This window comes from Geomonas oryzisoli (genome assembly GCF_018986915.1).
Classification (GTDB): domain Bacteria; phylum Desulfobacterota; class Desulfuromonadia; order Geobacterales; family Geobacteraceae; genus Geomonas; species Geomonas oryzisoli.
This window is the reverse complement of sequence record NZ_CP076723.1, coordinates 487,788-504,066: the sequence shown is the minus strand read 5'-3', so window position 1 is coordinate 504,066 and position 16,279 is coordinate 487,788. Positions and strand designations below refer to the sequence as shown.

Sequence of the window (16,279 nt, the reverse complement as noted above, 5' to 3'; positions counted from 1 at the left end):
CAAGACGTTATATAAATCCATGCTTAAAATTAACTCTGTTTTAATACCAAGGAGGGGGCAATGAGAGTAGCAAAACTTTTCAACCTTGTATCGGCCCTGGCGCTGTTCGCATTCGTGGGAACCGCTGCCGCTGCCGATCCTGCAAAACCTACGGCGGTGCTGACCAGCGCGGACTGCGTGAAGTGCCATGAGCAGCCGCCCAAGGATATCGCAGCTGCCGGCGGCAAGCACAAAACCGAGGTGACCTGCCAGGACTGTCACGTCGGGCACCCGCCCAAGGTTAAGAAGCCGATCCCGCAGTGCAGCCAGTGCCACGAAGGCAAGCCGCACTTCAAGCTCCAGGGCTGCCTCGGCTGCCACACCAACCCCCATACTCCGAAGAACATAAAGTTCGGCAACAACGTCACCGATCCGTGCCTGACCTGCCACACCGGCCAGATCGAGCAGCTGCGCTCCTTCAAGAGCAAGCACTCCGCCCTCAACTGCTCCTTCTGCCACAACGTTCACGGCCGCATTCCGGAGTGCACCCAGTGCCACAAGCCCCACTCCAACGACATGGCCGCCAAGGACTGCAAAGTCTGCCACCAGGCCCACAAACCGGCTGACGTGACCTACAAGTCCGACACCCCGTCGAAGATGTGCGCCGCCTGCCACAGCAAGGCGTTCAAGCTGCTGACCTCCAGCACCGCCAAGCACAGCAAGCTCGCCTGCGTCTACTGCCACCAGGCCAAGCACAAGATGGTTCCGCAGTGCACCCAGTGCCACGTCAAACCGCACCCGGCCGCCATCATGGCGAAGTTCCCGAAATGCGGCGAGTGCCACAGCATCGCACACGACCTGAACCGTTGGGGTGAGGCCGCAGCGACCCCGGCAGCCGCTCCGGCCAAGCCGGCGGCACCGGCAGCCAAGCCGGCGGCACCGGCAGCCAAGCCGGCCAAACCGGTGAAGAAGTAATACTCCTGCAGCGCATCGGGGAGGCCTCCGCGGCCTCCCCGACCTTTTTACCCCTCCCTTGTTTCCAAGCCTTTGAAAAAAAGAGTTCGCCCAGTACCAGGAGGATCGCATGCTTTTTCTACAGATAACCTCGGCAGTGACGGCTCTGACCCTCGTCGTGCTGGCGCTGTGCCTGATTCCGGTCCTCACTGAACTAAAAAAAGCGGCTCTCGCACTGCAGGGCGCCGCTGACCTGTTGCAAAAGGAAGTAACGCCGCTGGTCAAGGAACTGCGTGACACAGTATCGGACGTTCAGGTAGTTACCAGCGCCGCAGCGGCCAATGCCGAAGGCGTGAACATGCTTTTAAGCGAGCTCGGCCATGCCGGACACAACATACGCATGATCAACAAGGTGTTGGGGATTGCGTCTGACATCGTGACCAACTCCTCGGTCTGGATGGCGGGGGTCAAGGTTGCGGGCAAATACATTGCTGATAGAATAGTGAAAACCAAAATTAGGGGGTAACCGCCATGTCAAAAGATAAAGATATCGGGACCGGTACTATGCTGCTTTCCTTCCTGGCCGGTGCTGCCGTCGGGATCGGGGCAGCCCTGCTCCTCGCGCCGAACACCGGCGAGGAACTGCGCGGCAAGATCAAGGATCTGGCCGACGACGCGGTGGACAAGATCAAGGAATACGCCAGCGAGGCGCAGGACAAGATCAGGTCCAGCTATGAGGACGGCAAGGATCTGGTGCTGGAGAAGAAGAACATCATCTCCTCGGCCATAGAGGCCGGCAAGGAGGCGATGGAGCGGGAAAGGGAGAAACAGAAGACCCAGGTCTAGCGCCATGTCCCACAGTCCGAAAGCCCACCAAAGGTGGGCTTTTTTTTCTTCCTGATTGGCGACGATCTTCCGCTACCTCCCACTCCCCCCTTTGCGAAGGGGGGCTGGGGGGATTTGCCTTTCCCGAAACTAAAGCAAATCCCCCTAAATCCCCCTTCGCAAAGGGGGACTTTTACCAGCGGAAGGTTGTCACTAATCGGGTTTTTCTTTGCGGCGCACGCACCGGCGGGGTCGTGTGCCGCGAGCAGCAGCGGTGCCACAGCATATGAATGATTTCAACGGCAAAACGAAGCTGTCCCCCGGCATGATCTGGCAATACGACCCCGCAGCGATCGGGGGGTGGCGGGGCAAGGGGTTGAGGCTCTTACAGTTCACCGGCTTCGCCTTCTCCAACTTCATGGCCAACAACTCGCTGCTGCGGGCCACGGCCCTCTCCTTCACGACGCTCTTGTCCCTGGTGCCGCTGCTCGCCCTCGCCTTTTCGGTGCTCAAAGGGCTGGGCGCCCAGAACCGCCTGGTGCCGCTCATCCTGAAGCAGGTCACCGCCGGCAACGAGGAGGTGGTGAACCGGGTCATCTCCTACATCGGCAACACCAACATGGGATCGGTGGGCGCCATCGGCCTCGCGGCGCTCCTTTTCACCGCCATCAGCATGCTGGGGAGCATCGAGGAGGCCTTCAACGTGATCTGGGGGGTGCCAGAGACCCGGACCTTCTACCGCAAGTTCAGCGACTACCTGAGCGTCCTGGTCAGCGCGCCGCTGTTGCTTTTAGCCGCCACCAGCATCACCACCACGCTGTCGAGCAAGTGGCTCACCGGTTGGTTCATGGAGTGGACCTACCTCGGGGACCTGTTCCTGTTCACCCTGGGGCTCACGCCGTACCTCGTGGTCTGGACCGCCATATTCCTCCTCTACGTCTTCATGCCCAACACGCGGGTGCGCTTCGACTCGGCCCTGATCGGGGCGGTGCTGGCCGGTACGCTGTGGCAGTTCGCCCAGTGGGCCTACATCCACTTTCAGGTCGGCGCCGGCAACTACAACGCCATCTACGGCACTTTGGCGGCGCTTCCCATCCTGATGGTCTGGATCTACGTGAGCTGGATCATCGTCCTGTTCGGGATGGAGGTCGTGGCGGCGCACCAGAACCGCAGCACCTTCCGGCGCGACATCCGGGGACGCGACATCAGCCACGAGCTGCAGGAACTGGTGGCGCTGGCGGCCCTGCGCCACATCGCCGAGACTTTCTACCGCGGCGACGCCGCCTGGGGGGAGCACCACCTGGCGATGAAGCTCGGCGTCCCCCTGCGCATCGTGCGCAAAACCCTGGAGCACCTGCGCGACCAGGGGTTCATCGTGTTGGCCGGGGAAGGCCGCGGCAGCTACTACCCCGCTCGGGACCTGGACCAGGTTTCCATCGCCGATGTCCTCCTCTCGCTGAGAAGGAGCGGCGCCTCGGCCGCCATCTCCGGCGAAGAGCTGGCCGAAGGGCTTCTTGACGAGTCGGAAGCGGCCGTCACTGCGGCCTTGGGAGGGGTCACCCTGAAGGATCTGGCCTTCCCGGAAATGCGCCCGCGCGTCGTTGACAAAGGGGACGCAGTTGACATATAGTGGCCCGATTCAACAGACGGCCAGAAGCGGGATATGCAAGATCTAAAAGACATCGATAAAGAAAAGAAACACAGCAGACGACTCGGCAGGAAAAAAGCACAGGAAGGGCGCAACGTCTTCCTTCGGCAGATCGAGGAGACCAAGCCCCAGAAGAAGAGGCTCAAGATCATCCTGCCCGCCATCGCGCTTTTGCTCGCCTCCTACCCACTGATCTCCCTCTTCGGAACTCCCCGCGCCAAAAGTGCACCTGTGCCCGAGAAACCGGCCGCAGTGTCCCTTGCCAACCTGGACCAGGGGAGCGCCTTCAAGCTCGCCGCCGACGCCTACTCGAACGCCCAGGTGCAGGGGGGGAAGTTGACCGCGCCCCTGCCGCAGGGCGGACAGGTGATCTACGGCATCGATGAAGAGGTGCAGAGAAAGATCGAGAAACTCTTCAGCGATTACAAGGTCCCCTACGGGCTCTTCGTCGCCCTGGAGCCAAAGACCGGGCGCATCCTCGCGGCGGTGTCGCACTCCGCGTCGCAGCCGGGGTGGGAGAAGGGGGCCAACTACCGCCCCTACCCCATGGCTTCGCTCTTCAAGATCGTCACCGCCACCGCGGCCCTGGAAGAGAAGAAGGTGGGGCCGGACACCATGTTCGCCTTCAACGGGAAGCTCACCTCGGAAAGCCCGAAATACTGGCGGGTGCGGCCCGGCCGCGGCAACCAGCAGATGCCGCTTTCCCTCGCCATGGGAAAATCGGTGAACCCGGTGTACGGCCGGCTCGCCGGCGAGGTGGTCGGGCGCGATCCGTTGCTGCTCTACGCCGGCAGGTACGGCTTCAACCAGTCCATCGTCCCCGGCTCTCCCATCGTAGCCAGTACAGCCCCCGTCCCCGGCACCGTCGACGAGCTGATGCGCATGGGCGCAGGTCTCAACCGCGAGGTCAAGATTTCACCTTTCCATGCCGCGACCATCATGGCCACGGTGGCCAACGGCGGCGTCATGATGGCGCCTTCGCTTGCCAGCGAGATCCGCGACGCCAAGGGGAACGTGGTGTTCACCCAGAAGCCCCAGGTGCTGCGCACGGTGATGACGCCGCAGACCGCCAGCGACCTGGCCCACATGCTGGCCACAACCGTGGAGAGCGGCACCTCCCGCCGCGCCTTCCACGACCGCAGGGGGAGAAGGATGCTCGCCTCGGTGCGCATCGCCGCCAAGACCGGCTCCATCGACGGCACCGATCCCGCCGGGCACTACAGCTGGTTCGCCGCCTACGCCCCCATGGAGGACCCGCAGATCGCCCTGGCCGCGCTGGTCATCAACGAGAACAAGTGGCGCATCAAGGCGACCTCGGTGGGCGAACAGGCCCTGGAGGCATTCTTCAGGTAGGTGAAAGATGGGATGCTCGGGATGCGGGACCTGCTGCGTCGCGCCGGATATCAGCTCGTTGGACAAGAAGGTGGGAGAGAGGTGCCGCCACCTCTCCGGTGAGCAGCGCTGCCTGATCTACGAGGAACGGCCGGCGGTGTGCCGGGGGTACCGCCCGGACGAGATCTGCGCAGTGATCGCGGCGCCGACCCTGGAGGAACGGGTGACGAACTACCTGGGGCTCTTCGGGTTGCGGCAGGACTAGGCGAAGCGCTCCAGGGTAAGCCCCGCCTCGGTCCACTGGGCGTAGGAATAATGGGTGATCCAGTCACCAAGGGAGATGAAGACCCGGTCCCCCTCCCTTATTTCCATGGGGAGATGGAAGTGCCCGGTGACGACCATGTCGCAGCCGGCCGCGAAGCGTTCGCGGGCGAAGTTCTCCAGGATGGCCGGGTAGTCCCAGCGTTGTCTGCGTGCGGCGTGCTGCCCGCTCGAGTTCCGGGACATGGCGGCCGCGATCCGGTCGGCCAGCCGGCGCGGGAAAACCGGCACCAGGGCCTGCACCAGGGGGCCGTGCAGCAGGGAACGCAAGGCCAGGTAGCGATGATCGCCCCGGTTGACCTGGTCCCCGTGGCACAGACAGATCTTTTTCCCCTCGATCTCCAGTTCGGTGCCGTCGGGATGGACCTCGGCCTGCAGCTGCTCCTTGAAGAAGCCCCCCAGATGGAAGTCGTGGTTCCCCTCGAAGTAGACGATGCGCACCCCGCGCTCCCTCACCCGCTTCAGACAATCCACGATTTCCCCATAGTGGCCGTATACAGGCCGCGGGTTTCCGATCCAAAACTCGAAGATATCTCCCAGCAGGTAAAGGGTGTCGGTGTCGGCGGGAAGCGTATCCAGGAAACGGACCAGGGTCCGGTAGTTCCGGTCCTGCGGGCTTCTGAGGTGGGCGTCGGCGATGAAAATCTTGCGCATTTGCGCAATATATACAAAAATACGGGGTTGGTAAAGGAAACAGGAACGGGCGGCTGGCTCAAGCTCTACCTTGACCTTGACCTCAACCTGTTTTCAAGAGGTACCGATGCACGCACTACGCAACCTGGAGATCGTCTGGGAAGACTTGATGGAGGCCTTCGAGAACGGCGACCCGGACCTGATCTACTTCCTGGACCGGGAGACCGGCGAGGTCTTCTCGGTCCCCGCCGACTACGAGGACGAGAATTTCTGGGACGAGGTGGCATCCCAGGAAGAGCGGTTCCTCGAGGTGCCCCCCTTCGACTACGGACAGGAGCGCCAGCTGGTGCACGCCTTCATCCAGCGGCTCACCAACGAGAGCCTGAAGGGGATGCTGGCGCGGGCGTTCAGCGGCAAGCAGTCCCACGGCAGGCTGCACGAAATCCTCTCCTTCTACCCCGAGGAACAGGAACGCTTCCACGCGATCAGGGAGGCCTTCCTCACCGACCGTGCCGCCCATTGGCTCGAAGAGCACGACATCTACCCCCCCGAACGGCTCTAGCAATCCTCACCAGGAGCGCGCCCGTTGACCTGAACGCCGCTTTTGCGTAACATCTCTCAGGTGGCTACTTCAACCAGGAGCGCCGACGGCCCCCCGCCGCCGACCGCACCTGCCAAAACGGGTCCGGACATGCTATCGAAAAACTGGCTGAAAATCGTCCTGGAAATCGCCGCTATCGTGTTCACCTCGGCTGTTTTCGGCATTTTTTGGAACAGGACGCTCCTGGCCGACGCCTGGCGCGGCGCACCTGCCGGACAGACGGCGCCCGCGGCACAGCAGGCCGAGGCGCTCCCGATGCCGATCGCCCTTGTGCAGGTAAAGGAACTGCACGACTCCGGACAAGCGGTGCTGGTCGACGCCAGAAGCGGCGCCAGCTTCGCCAAGGAACATATCTCCGGGGCGCGTTCCTTCCCGCTGGAGGAAGCGACCCGGCAGCAGACGCCGCAGTTGCAGGGAGTCGCCAAGGACGCTGTCATCATCGCCTACTGCAACGGCTTTTCCTGTCACGACAGCATGGAACTGGGCAAGCTCCTGATCAAGGCCGGCTACGCCTCGGTCTATGTCTTCGAGGGAGGACTCCCCGAATGGCGGGATGCCGGCTACCCGACCACGGGAGGAGCGCCATGAAACCATTCCGCCTCCCCCTGATCCCCCTGGTGCTGCGCGTCGCCCTGGGCGCCGTCTTCATCTATGCCGCCGTCCCGAAGATCGCCGATCCGGTTGCCTTCGCCGGCAGCGTGGCGGCCTACCGGATCCTCCCCTACTTCTGGAGTTACCTCACCGCCGCCGTGCTTCCCTTCCTCGAGCTTATCTGCGGCGTGCTGCTCATCTGCGGGTTCCGGGTGAAAAGCGGCGCGCTGATCATAGGCATGCTGAACCTGGTCTTCATGGCTGCCCTTGCTTCCGCCATGATCAGGGGGCTGGATATCGACTGCGGCTGCTTCCGCATGGAAGGCGCCAAGACCGCCCCCTGGGTGGCACTGCTACGCGACACCGTCTTCCTCGCCATGACCGCCGCAGTACTGCGCTACGAGCGGCTGCGCGCCGGCTAGCGCCGGCAGGACCGCTTGCCCCCCCTCGTATGCCCCCTTCTCTGAAATCCCCCCCACGATTGCACTGGCCACAAAAGTCCCCCCTCCCATCAATGGAGGGGGAGCATCAGTATCTCCCGCACGTCCCCGTTATTGCAATCAGCAGCCCCACGTCCCCCGGCGACTTGCAGTTTCAACCGAAATACTGTAGGATGCGCGGTTGTTTCATTAGACACTGGGAGAACGCTTTGAACGAGATTCTACTCCTGGTCGGCGCGTACCTGCTCGGCTCGGTACCGACCGGCCTGCTCCTGGCCCGGAGCATGGGCATCAACATCAGGGAATGTGGCAGCGGCAACATCGGCGCCACCAACGTCTACCGCACCGCCGGCAAAAAACTCGGCATCATGACCCTGGTCGGCGACTGCTTCAAGGGGCTGATCCCCGTTCTGGTCGCGCACGCGCTGGGGCTCTCTCCGCTGTGGGTCGCCGCCATCGGCCTCGCCGCCTTCCTCGGCCACGTCTACACGGTCTTCCTCTGCTTCAAGGGAGGCAAGGGCGTCGCCACCGCGCTGGGCGTGCTGCTGGGGACCGCACCGCTGGCCGTACTGCTCGGCATCATCGTCTTCGCCCTGGTCCTGTACAAGTGGCGTTACGTCTCCCTGGCCTCGATCACCGCGGCCGCCTGCATCCCCGCGTTCGCCTGGGCCACCTGCGTCCCCCGCGAAACCATCATCATGGCGGGCATGATCGCCGTCATCGTGATCCTCAAACACCACGAGAACATCGCCAGGCTGCGGGCCGGCACCGAGAACAAGTTCAAGGCCTGACAGGTTGCCCCCTTCGGCGCCTTCTAGCCGCCCCATCCTTCCCACGCACCCGGGATACCGTTCCACAGGGTGGGTCATTTGCACCTGCGATTGCCCCACCCTCACCCAATCTCCCACGACCGGCGTCCGCCCCTAACAGCTAACACTCTGTAATCACTACATCATTTAATACAAACATACAACAGGTATGCCTCTTGCTGTCCAGCATGGCGTAGACGAACGTCGGTACCCTGCTGGAGGAAGTGCATGTCCCTTTGGAGAAGAGTGATCGCTGCGGCGGTCACCATACCACTCCTGCTGATAAACCTGTTGGCCTGTTCCCCAACCGATCAGAAACAGCAAGCCCAGGCGTCGCCCACGCCCCAACAGTCCCCCCCCACCGCCCCTGTTCACAGGGTGAATGGGGAGGTCATCACCCGTGCGGAGTTGGATCGCGCGGTCCGAGATCTCGTCGAGACAAGGCACTTGCGCCAACCGCTCGGCGCACAGGAACTCGCGTCTCTGAAGAAGGAGGCCCTGGAAGGGCTGGTATCTGCCGAGCTCCTGTACCAAGCGGCCCTGAAGTCCAAAATCGGAAACATGGAGCAAGAGGTAGCGCATGTTATTGCCGCCGACCGGGCCAGGTACCAGGGTGGGGAGGCCTACGCCCGCGACATGAGCAAAGCCGGTCTCACCCTGCCGCTTTGGGAGCAGATGGTGCGCAAAGAGCTGGTAATCAACCGTTTCGTTGAGCACAAGTTTGCGACGCGGGTCAGCGTCGGGGCGGACGAGGCGAAAGGCTTCTACGAGACGAACCGGGAACGCTTCAAGACCGGGAGCAGCGTCAGGGCAAGCCATATCCTCGTGACGGTCGCCGGGTGCGCTCAGGAGCAGGACAAGAAGCGGGCGCGCGAGCGGGCGGAGATCCTGCTGCACCGGGTCCGCCAGGGAGAGGATTTCGGCATACTGGCACAATCGCATTCGGACTGCCCCAGCAAGGTGCGCGGCGGTGACCTTGGTTTTTTCAGGAAGGGGGAGCTCGATCCGCCGCTGGAACAGGCGGTGTTCACACTAAAGCCGGGAGAGATCAGCGACCTGGTGCAGACAAGGCACGGCTTTCATATCGTGAAGGTGACCGAGAAGCGCGGCCCGCGCCTGGAAAGCTACGAGGAGGCGAAGGAGGAGATCCACGCCTATCTGAAACGGGAGAAGATGCTGCGGCTGGTGGCGGAATACGTGGCCGACCTGCGCGACAAGGCCAAGCTCGAACCTGGGCTCCCCCTCCCTTGATGAGAAGGCAACACAAACGCAAAAAAGGGCGGCTCCGTCAGGGAAGCCGCCCTTTGCTATTTGGTTTTCTCATGTGCCAGGGGGACAGGCACCTGTCGGAGCCAGTCCCCTTGTTTTCGCTTAAGCCGCCTGTTCCAATACCAGCGGGGTCAGGAAGCGCTTCATCTTCTTGAGCGCGCCTTCCTCGATCTGCCGCACCCGCTCGCGTGAAATGGAGAAGTGGTCGGCGATCTCCTGCAGGGTCAGCGGCTGGTCAGCCGAGACGCGGTGCTCTATGACGAAGCGCTCCTTCTCGTTGAGCTGCTCGAGAGCGCTTGCCACCGTCTGCTCCAGCATGGTGGCCTCCTGGCGCTCGGCCAGCATTTCCTCCTGGTTCTGGCGCAGGTCGGGCAGGCTTTCCAGGAAGGTCGCGCCCTCCCCTTCGAACATCTCCACGTCCAGCGAGAGCTCGCCCCTCAGGCGCTGTTCCATCTCCTGCGCCTCGGTGTCCTTGACGTCCAGCGAAATGGCCGCCGCGTGCAGGTCGCCTTCCCCGGTCATGTTGATGATCGCCTGCTTCGCCTGGTTCAGCTTGAAGAAGAGCTTTCTCTGCGCCTGGGTGGTGCCTATCTTCAATAGGCTCCATGCGGAGATGATGTGGTTCTGGATGTACGCCCTGATCCACCACACGGCGTAGGAGATGAGTCGGACCCCCTTGGCGGGGTCGAACTTCCTGACGGCCATCATGAGGCCGACGTTCCCCTCCTGGATCAGGTCGAGCATCTTCATCCCGTAGGAGCGGTACTCTCCGGCGATCTTCACGACAAACCTGAGGTTCGAGGTGATCAGCTTGTGAGCCGCCTCCAGGTCCCCCTCGTCGCGGAACCTGCAAGCCAGATCCATCTCCTCATCCGCCGACAAAAGCGGGAAACGGTTGATCTCCGTGAGGTAAAGGGTAAGGCTGTCTATAGGTACCGGCATCGTGTGCGTCATGTCGATCTCTCCCTTGTGAGTGCTGGTTTTGCCTACTACTTGTTAGCACTCTCCACTCTTGAGCGCTAATAAATATAACAAGCCGCATGCAAAAAATCAAGGGCATGCCCGTGAATTTACGTGGGTTAAATTACTTGCACCTGCCGCTGCGAATGTGGTAAACGAAAAGATCCAAATAAGCGACGCCTGGCGCCGAAAAACCGGAGGTTCTGCCACATGGAGATCAGGGTAATACCGATTAGCGAGGGGGAGAAGAAGGCCAAGTATACCGACGAGTCGCAGCTCGGCTTCGGAAGAATTTTCACCGACTACATGCTGCTGGTCGAGTGGAAGGCCGGCCAGGGTTGGGTCGATGGGCGCATCAAGAAGTACGAGCCGTTCCAGATCGACCCCGCGGCGCTTGTTTTGCACTACGCGCAGGAAATCTTCGAGGGGCTCAAAGCCTACAAGTGGGAGGACGGCACCATCGCCCTGTTCCGCCCGGAGATGAATGCCCGCCGCTTCAACCACTCCGCCGAACGGCTCTGCATGCCCGAGGTTCCCGAAGAGCTCTTCGTAAAGGGTATCGAGCAACTGGTGGCCCAGGAGAAGGCATGGGTTCCCGGGTCAGAGGGGACCTCGCTCTACATCCGCCCCGCCATGATCGCCGTGGAGCCGCACGTCGGCATCAAGCCCTCCGACCACTACTACTTCTTCGTGATCCTCTCCCCGGTCGGCGCCTACTACGCCAACGGCTTCAACCCGGTCAAGATCATGGTCGAGGACACGTATGTCCGTGCCACCCCGGGCGGCACCGGTGAAGCCAAGACCGGCGGCAACTACGCCAGCTCGTTGAAAGCGGGTCTCGAGGCGAAGAAGAAAGGATTTGACCAGGTACTGTGGCTGGACGGCGTGCACAAGCGCTACATCGAGGAAGTGGGCTCGATGAACATGTTCTTTGCCTACGGCGACACCATCGTCACCGCACCGCTGGAGGGGAGCATCCTGCACGGCATCACCCGGGACTCCGTGCTGACCCTGGCCAAGTCCATGGGGCTCAAGGTCGAGGAGCGCAAGATCGACGTGAACGACCTGATGCTGGACCTGAAGAGCGGCAAGATCACCGAAGCCTTCGGCAGCGGCACCGCGGCCGTGGTTACTCCGGTCGGCACCCTCTGCTACGCCGGTGAAACCGTCCAGGTCGGCAACGGCGGCGTCGGCAAGCACACCCAGACCCTGTACGACACCCTCACCGGCATCCAGACCGGCAAGATCGAAGACAAGTTCGGCTGGATGAGGAAGGTGAAGTAACTTCCAAAGACAGCAGACTAAAAAGGGGACAGGCTCCGCAGGTGCCTGTCCCCTTTTTCCTTTTTGTTCCGCGGCAAACGATAATCAGAACAGCTCCATCTGCCCGCTCAGCAGTTCACCGGGAGCCGGCGCCACTTTGCCGGGCCCCTCTACCCCCTTCCAGGATTGACCTGCCCGGATCATCTCCTGGAGCCACTTCTTGGGAACGGAGCGGTAACGGCAGCGTTTCAGGGTCCCGACCGTTATGGTGGCGGAAACCACCCCGCGCCGGACGCGCGGCACGATCTGCGTGATCTTACCGATGAACAGGAAGCATCGAGTCGCGTCCTTGTGCTCCAAAAGCACCTCGTCGCCGATCACGGCAAGGCAGATGGCGTGGTGGCGCTTGTTGTCCACAAAGAAACTGACGGCGCAGCCGGGCGTGGCTACAACCGGCTTCGACAGCTCATCTGCGTCCCAGACCAGCTCCTCGCCGTCATCGGGCTCATCCTCGAGCGGTTCCTCGGGATCGTCGCCGTAGAAGAGATGCTCGTCGGCCGTGAGGTCGAGGTCGTCATCCAGCTCTTCCTCGGCCGTCAGGCTCTGCTCCATCTCGGCATCCGGCATGTCTTCGGCGCCAATGGCGTTATCGTTGCGATTCCACTTTGCCAACTCATTTCCCCTGCAAGCCTCACGGCGTCGTTACCGGCTACCGATATGGCCGTTACCAGCCAAGCTCTGTTTTGCTGCCGGATAATGCCATATCTTGCCGCGCACTACAAGCCTTGCCGCGAGGAGACTGGCTCCACCAAGTGCCTGTCCCCTTAATGCTTGTGGGTAAAAACCGTCCCCTACCTTGACACACCCCCCTCCCCTCCCTATCTTCTTTAAGACTTAGGCTCCTCCAGCGAGGGGACTGGCTCCGACAGGTGCCTGTCCCCTTGGTGGCTGAGCTGGAATGAGCGTTCCGCTAAAGGGACAGGCACCTTACGGAGCCAGTCCCTTCGTGCGCGTCCTCTCACTTAGGAGGCACCCCATGATAAGACCCGAGAAAATGACCGTGAAGACCCAGGAAGCCATAGCGACGGCGCACGAAAACGCGCTTGCCATGTCGGCCCCAGCCATCGAGGCGGAACACCTGCTGCTCGCCCTCATCGACCAGGAAGGAGGCTTCGTCCCCGATCTGATCAAGAAGATCGGCGCTCCGCTGCCGCGCCTGCGTGACAGCGTGGAAGAGGTGCTCAAGCGCCTGCCCAAGGTGACCGGCGGCGCGCAGGTCGGGCTTTCGGCAGCCCTGAACCGTGTCCTGGACCAGGCCCAGAAGGAAGCCGACGCGATGCACGACTCGTTCGTGTCGACCGAACACCTGCTGCTGGCGCTGGTCGCATCCAAGGACACGCCAAGCGGTCGCCTCTTGAGCCAGAACGGCGTAACCCGCGACGGCATCCTCTCCGCCCTCAAGGAATTGCGCGGCGGCGAGGCGGTCAACGAACAGGACCCGGAACAGAAATACCAGGCCCTGGCCAAATACTGCCGCGACCTGACCGACCTGGCTCGCCGGGGGAAACTCGACCCGGTCATCGGGCGCGACGACGAGATCCGCCGCGTGCTCCAGGTACTGTCCCGCCGCACCAAGAACAACCCGGTGCTGATCGGCGAGCCGGGGGTCGGCAAGACCGCCATCGCCGAGGGGCTCGCCCAGCGCATCGTCTCCGGCGACGTCCCGGAAACGCTCAAGGACAAGGTGATCATGGCGCTCGACATGGGGGCCCTCATCGCCGGCGCCAAGTATCGCGGCGAATTCGAGGAACGGCTCAAGGCGGTGATCAAGGAAGTGGCGCGCTCGGAAGGAAAGGTCATTCTCTTCATCGACGAGATGCACACTCTGGTCGGCGCGGGAGCGGCGGAAGGGGCCATGGATGCCTCCAACATGCTGAAGCCGGCCCTGGCCCGCGGCGAGCTGCACTGCATCGGCGCCACCACGCTGAACGAATACCGAAAGCACATCGAGAAGGACGCGGCACTGGAGCGGCGCTTCCAGCAGGTCTACGCCGGCGAGCCGAGCGTCGAGGAGACCATCTCCATCCTGCGCGGCCTCAAGGAGAAGTACGAAAACTACCACAAGATCCAGATCAAGGATTCGGCCATTATCGCCGCGGCCACCCTGTCGGACCGCTACATCACCGACCGTTTCCTCCCCGACAAAGCCATCGATCTCATCGACGAGGCCGCCTCGCGGCTGAGAATCGAGCTGGACTCCAAGCCGACCGAGATCGACGAGATCGACCGGCGCGTCATCCAGCTGCAGATCGAGCGGGAGGCGATGCTCCGTGAGCACGACCCCAAGGCGCTGGAAAGGCTGAAAAAGCTGGAAGAGGAACTGTCCGCGCTGAAGGCCCAGTCGGATGAGCTGAACAGCCACTGGAAAAGGGAAACGAACCTGCTGGCCGAACTGGGCGAGCTAAAGCAGCAAAAGGAGGACAAGGCCGAGGAAGCAAAACGCGCCGAGCGCGACGGTCTTTTGGCCCGTACCGCCGAAATCCGCTACGGCGAGATCCCCGCCATCGAGAAGGAGATCGAGGACAAGCGCCTCACCCTGGAGCAGATCCAGAAGGAAGGGAAGATGCTGCCGGAGGAGGTGGACGCCGAGATGGTGGCCGAGGTGGTCGCCAAGTGGACCGGCATTCCGGTGAACCGGATGCTGGAGACCGAAAGCGAGAAGCTGGTGCGGATGGAAGAGCGGCTGAAAAGCCGGGTGGTCGGCCAGGACGAGGCGCTCACCCTGGTCGCCAACGCGGTGCGCCGCGCCAGAAGCGGCCTCTCCGACCCGAACCGCCCCATCGGCTCATTCATCTTCCTTGGCCCCACCGGGGTGGGCAAGACCGAGACGGCCCGCGCACTCGCGTCTTTTCTCTTCGACGACGACCAGGCCATCGTGCGCATCGACATGAGCGAGTACCAGGAGAAGCATACCGTCGCCCGCCTGATCGGCGCCCCCCCGGGGTACGTCGGTTACGAGGAGGGAGGGCAGCTCACCGAGGCGGTGCGGCGCCGCCCCTACTGCATCGTGCTCTTCGACGAAATCGAGAAGGCCCACCCCGAGGTGTTCAACGTCTTCCTGCAGATCCTGGACGACGGCAGGCTGACCGACGGGCAAGGGAGGACGGTGGACTTCAAAAACTCGGTGATCATCATGACCAGCAACCTCGGCTCGCAGTGGATCCAGCAGTACGGCGCCACCGACTACGCCAAGATGCAGGGCGAGGTCATGGAGACGCTGAGGGAGGCATTCAAGCCGGAGTTCCTGAACCGCGTCGACGAGATCGTCATCTACCACGCGCTCCCCTTGGAGCGGATCAAGGAGATCGTCTCGATTCAGCTGCAGTCCCTGACCAGGCGACTGGAAGAAAAGAGCATCGGGCTGGAGGTCACCGACCAGGCACGCGAGTTCCTGGCGCGGGAAGGGTACGATCCGGCCTACGGCGCCAGGCCTTTGAAGCGCGCCCTGCAGCGCAAGATCCAGGACCCGCTGGCGCTCATGCTGCTGGAAGGGAAATTCGGTCCAGGAGACACCGTCCGGGTCGACGTGGCAGGGGACGGGACTTCCCTGGCCATCTCCAGGAAATAACGAAGATAACGAATACGATAAAGATAAATTAACAAATTGATATTTTGTCTTGAAGCTGCTATTGTACCCGGCGCAAAGCTAGGCTTTTGCGCCGCCCAGGCGGCAATTCGATGTGGGGGAGAATCCTAGATGAAGCGTTATTCCACCATTATGTCCGTCCTCGTCACGCTGGCGCTGCCGGTGGCCGGGACCTGTGCCGACGCACCCAAAGCGCCCGAGAAGGCTGATGCCAAGGTCGAAGCAGTTGCAGCACCGAAAGCGGTCGAGAAGGCCGACGCCAAAGCCGACGCTGCCGCCAAGGCACCCGAAAAAGCCGAGTCCAAGGCCGAGGCCATCCAAAAGAGCATGTCCAAGAGCGGCCATTCCATGATGATGGGTGGCGCTGCTCCCGCCGAAGCAGGGGCAGCCGAGGTCAACACCAACCCGACCGGCAAGGTCATCGAAACCATGGAAGGTGGCGGCTACACCTACGCCAACCTCGAAGTCAACGACGGCACCAAGACCTGGGTTGCCTATCCGGTCCTCGAGACCCGCGTGGGCGACACCCTTTCCTTCCAGGGGTGCATGCCGATGAACAAGTTCCAGAGCAAGACCCTGAACCGCACCTTCGAAATGATCCTGTTCTGCAACGCCCCCGAAGTCAAGGGTGGCGCGAAACCTGCCGCCAAAGAAGCGAAAAAGGCCGTCCCCGGCGAGAAGATCAAGGTCGAGAAGGCAAGCGGTGCCAACGCTTACACCGTCGAAGAAATCTTCTCCAAGCGCGGCTCCCTGAACGGCAAGCAGGTTGTGGTGCGCGGCCAGGTGGTCAAGGTTGCCACCGGCATCATGAACAAGAACTGGCTGCACCTGCAGGACGGCACCGGCGACACCAAGAAGAAGACCAACGACCTCGTGGTGACCACCACCGACAACGCGGAAGAGGGCGATGTGATCACCGTTTCCGGCACCCTCGCCAAGGACAAGGATTTCGGCGGCGGCTACAAGTACACCGCCATCATCGAAAAAGGGAGCGTCAAGAAGTAACGC

General features: G+C 62.2%; 17 protein-coding genes. 14 read left to right on the top strand and 3 right to left on the bottom strand.

The window, feature by feature from the left end:
- Nucleotides 1–60: 60 nt before the first annotated feature.
- From KP004_RS02195 to KP004_RS02170, 6 genes are all read left to right on the top strand, one after another.
- Nucleotides 61–954 carry a cytochrome C gene (locus tag KP004_RS02195; RefSeq protein ID WP_216800755.1) on the top strand — a complete coding sequence of 298 codons (894 nt, stop codon included), beginning with the start codon at nt 61–63 and terminating at the stop codon, nt 952–954.
- Between the two features lie 109 nt (nt 955–1,063).
- The gene (locus KP004_RS02190; RefSeq protein ID WP_216800754.1) at nt 1,064–1,459 is read left to right on the top strand and encodes a DUF948 domain-containing protein; all 396 of its coding nucleotides are present in this window, start codon (nt 1,064–1,066) and stop codon (nt 1,457–1,459) included.
- A gap of 5 nt (nt 1,460–1,464) precedes the next feature.
- On the top strand, nt 1,465–1,779 hold the full coding sequence (locus KP004_RS02185; protein ID WP_216800753.1) for a YtxH domain-containing protein: 315 nt from the start codon (nt 1,465–1,467) through the stop codon (nt 1,777–1,779).
- Nucleotides 1,780–2,044: 265 nt separating this feature from the next.
- Complete coding sequence (locus KP004_RS02180) at nt 2,045–3,388, top strand: YhjD/YihY/BrkB family envelope integrity protein (protein WP_216800752.1); 1,344 nt, start codon at nt 2,045–2,047, stop codon at nt 3,386–3,388.
- 33 nt (nt 3,389–3,421) lie between these two features.
- Nucleotides 3,422–4,759 carry a penicillin-binding transpeptidase domain-containing protein gene (locus tag KP004_RS02175; protein ID WP_216800751.1) on the top strand — a complete coding sequence of 446 codons (1,338 nt, stop codon included), beginning with the start codon at nt 3,422–3,424 and terminating at the stop codon, nt 4,757–4,759.
- Between the two features lie 7 nt (nt 4,760–4,766).
- Complete coding sequence (locus KP004_RS02170; protein WP_216800750.1) at nt 4,767–5,003, top strand: YkgJ family cysteine cluster protein; 237 nt, start codon at nt 4,767–4,769, stop codon at nt 5,001–5,003.
- Here KP004_RS02170 and KP004_RS02165 read toward each other — a convergent pair.
- The gene (locus tag KP004_RS02165; protein ID WP_216800749.1) at nt 5,000–5,713 is read right to left on the bottom strand and encodes a UDP-2,3-diacylglucosamine diphosphatase; all 714 of its coding nucleotides are present in this window, start codon (nt 5,711–5,713) and stop codon (nt 5,000–5,002) included. The two genes, KP004_RS02170 and KP004_RS02165, sit on opposite strands and share 4 nt — an antisense overlap.
- A 106-nt stretch (nt 5,714–5,819) precedes the next feature.
- On the opposite strand from KP004_RS02165, the gene KP004_RS02160 reads away from it, so the two are divergent.
- The 5 genes from KP004_RS02160 to KP004_RS02140 all read left to right on the top strand — a co-directional run bounded on the left by KP004_RS02160 (nt 5,820) and on the right by KP004_RS02140 (nt 9,384).
- Nucleotides 5,820–6,254 (top strand): UPF0158 family protein, encoded by a 435-nt coding sequence (locus tag KP004_RS02160; protein ID WP_216800748.1) that lies wholly within the window; start codon nt 5,820–5,822, stop codon nt 6,252–6,254.
- A 129-nt stretch (nt 6,255–6,383) separates the two neighbouring features.
- Nucleotides 6,384–6,881 (top strand): rhodanese-like domain-containing protein, encoded by a 498-nt coding sequence (locus KP004_RS02155; RefSeq protein ID WP_216800747.1) that lies wholly within the window; start codon nt 6,384–6,386, stop codon nt 6,879–6,881.
- Nucleotides 6,878–7,306: a MauE/DoxX family redox-associated membrane protein gene (locus KP004_RS02150; protein WP_216800746.1), complete on the top strand. Its 429-nt coding sequence runs from the start codon at nt 6,878–6,880 to the stop codon at nt 7,304–7,306. The genes KP004_RS02155 and KP004_RS02150 overlap by 4 nt, the downstream gene beginning before the upstream one ends.
- Nucleotides 7,307–7,497: 191 nt before the next feature.
- Nucleotides 7,498–8,115, top strand: coding sequence for a glycerol-3-phosphate 1-O-acyltransferase PlsY (gene plsY, locus KP004_RS02145; protein WP_216800745.1), 618 nt, complete (start codon nt 7,498–7,500; stop codon nt 8,113–8,115).
- 246 nt (nt 8,116–8,361) lie between these two features.
- Nucleotides 8,362–9,384 carry a peptidylprolyl isomerase gene (locus KP004_RS02140; RefSeq protein WP_216800744.1) on the top strand — a complete coding sequence of 341 codons (1,023 nt, stop codon included), beginning with the start codon at nt 8,362–8,364 and terminating at the stop codon, nt 9,382–9,384.
- Between the two features lie 120 nt (nt 9,385–9,504).
- On the opposite strand, the gene rpoH is transcribed toward KP004_RS02140, so the two are convergent.
- The gene (gene rpoH / locus KP004_RS02135) at nt 9,505–10,356 is read right to left on the bottom strand and encodes an RNA polymerase sigma factor RpoH (protein WP_216800743.1); all 852 of its coding nucleotides are present in this window, start codon (nt 10,354–10,356) and stop codon (nt 9,505–9,507) included.
- A gap of 216 nt (nt 10,357–10,572) precedes the next feature.
- Here rpoH and KP004_RS02130 point away from each other — a divergent pair, with 216 nt between their 5' ends.
- Nucleotides 10,573–11,646, top strand: coding sequence for a branched-chain amino acid aminotransferase (locus KP004_RS02130; RefSeq protein ID WP_216800742.1), 1,074 nt, complete (start codon nt 10,573–10,575; stop codon nt 11,644–11,646).
- Between the two features lie 84 nt (nt 11,647–11,730).
- Here the strand turns inward: KP004_RS02130 and KP004_RS02125 are convergent, their stop codons facing one another.
- Nucleotides 11,731–12,297 (bottom strand): hypothetical protein, encoded by a 567-nt coding sequence (locus tag KP004_RS02125; RefSeq protein ID WP_239026903.1) that lies wholly within the window; start codon nt 12,295–12,297, stop codon nt 11,731–11,733.
- Between the two features lie 364 nt (nt 12,298–12,661).
- On the opposite strand from KP004_RS02125, the gene clpB reads away from it, so the two are divergent.
- Both clpB and KP004_RS02115 read left to right on the top strand, forming a co-directional pair.
- Nucleotides 12,662–15,253 (top strand): ATP-dependent chaperone ClpB, encoded by a 2,592-nt coding sequence (clpB, locus tag KP004_RS02120; RefSeq protein ID WP_216800741.1) that lies wholly within the window; start codon nt 12,662–12,664, stop codon nt 15,251–15,253.
- A gap of 129 nt (nt 15,254–15,382) precedes the next feature.
- A complete protein-coding gene (locus KP004_RS02115; RefSeq protein ID WP_216800740.1) occupies nt 15,383–16,276 on the top strand; it encodes a DNA-binding protein in 894 nt (297 codons plus the stop codon).
- Nucleotides 16,277–16,279 lie beyond the last annotated feature (3 nt).

Bases quoted from the DNA above. Each gene is read 5' to 3' on its own strand.
- KP004_RS02195 (WP_216800755.1), top strand. From the start codon at position 61: ATGAGAGTAGCAAAACTTTTCAACCTTGTATCGGCCCTGGCGCTGTTC.
- KP004_RS02190 (WP_216800754.1), top strand. From the start codon at position 1,064: ATGCTTTTTCTACAGATAACCTCGGCAGTGACGGCTCTGACCCTCGTC.
- KP004_RS02185 (WP_216800753.1), top strand. From the start codon at position 1,465: ATGTCAAAAGATAAAGATATCGGGACCGGTACTATGCTGCTTTCCTTC.
- KP004_RS02180 (WP_216800752.1), top strand. From the start codon at position 2,045: ATGAATGATTTCAACGGCAAAACGAAGCTGTCCCCCGGCATGATCTGG.
- KP004_RS02175 (WP_216800751.1), top strand. From the start codon at position 3,422: ATGCAAGATCTAAAAGACATCGATAAAGAAAAGAAACACAGCAGACGA.
- KP004_RS02170 (WP_216800750.1), top strand. From the start codon at position 4,767: ATGGGATGCTCGGGATGCGGGACCTGCTGCGTCGCGCCGGATATCAGC.
- KP004_RS02165 (WP_216800749.1), bottom strand. From the start codon at position 5,713: ATGCGCAAGATTTTCATCGCCGACGCCCACCTCAGAAGCCCGCAGGAC.
- KP004_RS02160 (WP_216800748.1), top strand. From the start codon at position 5,820: ATGCACGCACTACGCAACCTGGAGATCGTCTGGGAAGACTTGATGGAG.
- KP004_RS02155 (WP_216800747.1), top strand. From the start codon at position 6,384: ATGCTATCGAAAAACTGGCTGAAAATCGTCCTGGAAATCGCCGCTATC.
- KP004_RS02150 (WP_216800746.1), top strand. From the start codon at position 6,878: ATGAAACCATTCCGCCTCCCCCTGATCCCCCTGGTGCTGCGCGTCGCC.
- plsY (WP_216800745.1), top strand. From the start codon at position 7,498: ATGCGCGGTTGTTTCATTAGACACTGGGAGAACGCTTTGAACGAGATT.
- KP004_RS02140 (WP_216800744.1), top strand. From the start codon at position 8,362: ATGTCCCTTTGGAGAAGAGTGATCGCTGCGGCGGTCACCATACCACTC.
- rpoH (WP_216800743.1), bottom strand. From the start codon at position 10,356: ATGACGCACACGATGCCGGTACCTATAGACAGCCTTACCCTTTACCTC.
- KP004_RS02130 (WP_216800742.1), top strand. From the start codon at position 10,573: ATGGAGATCAGGGTAATACCGATTAGCGAGGGGGAGAAGAAGGCCAAG.
- clpB (WP_216800741.1), top strand. From the start codon at position 12,662: ATGATAAGACCCGAGAAAATGACCGTGAAGACCCAGGAAGCCATAGCG.
- KP004_RS02115 (WP_216800740.1), top strand. From the start codon at position 15,383: ATGAAGCGTTATTCCACCATTATGTCCGTCCTCGTCACGCTGGCGCTG.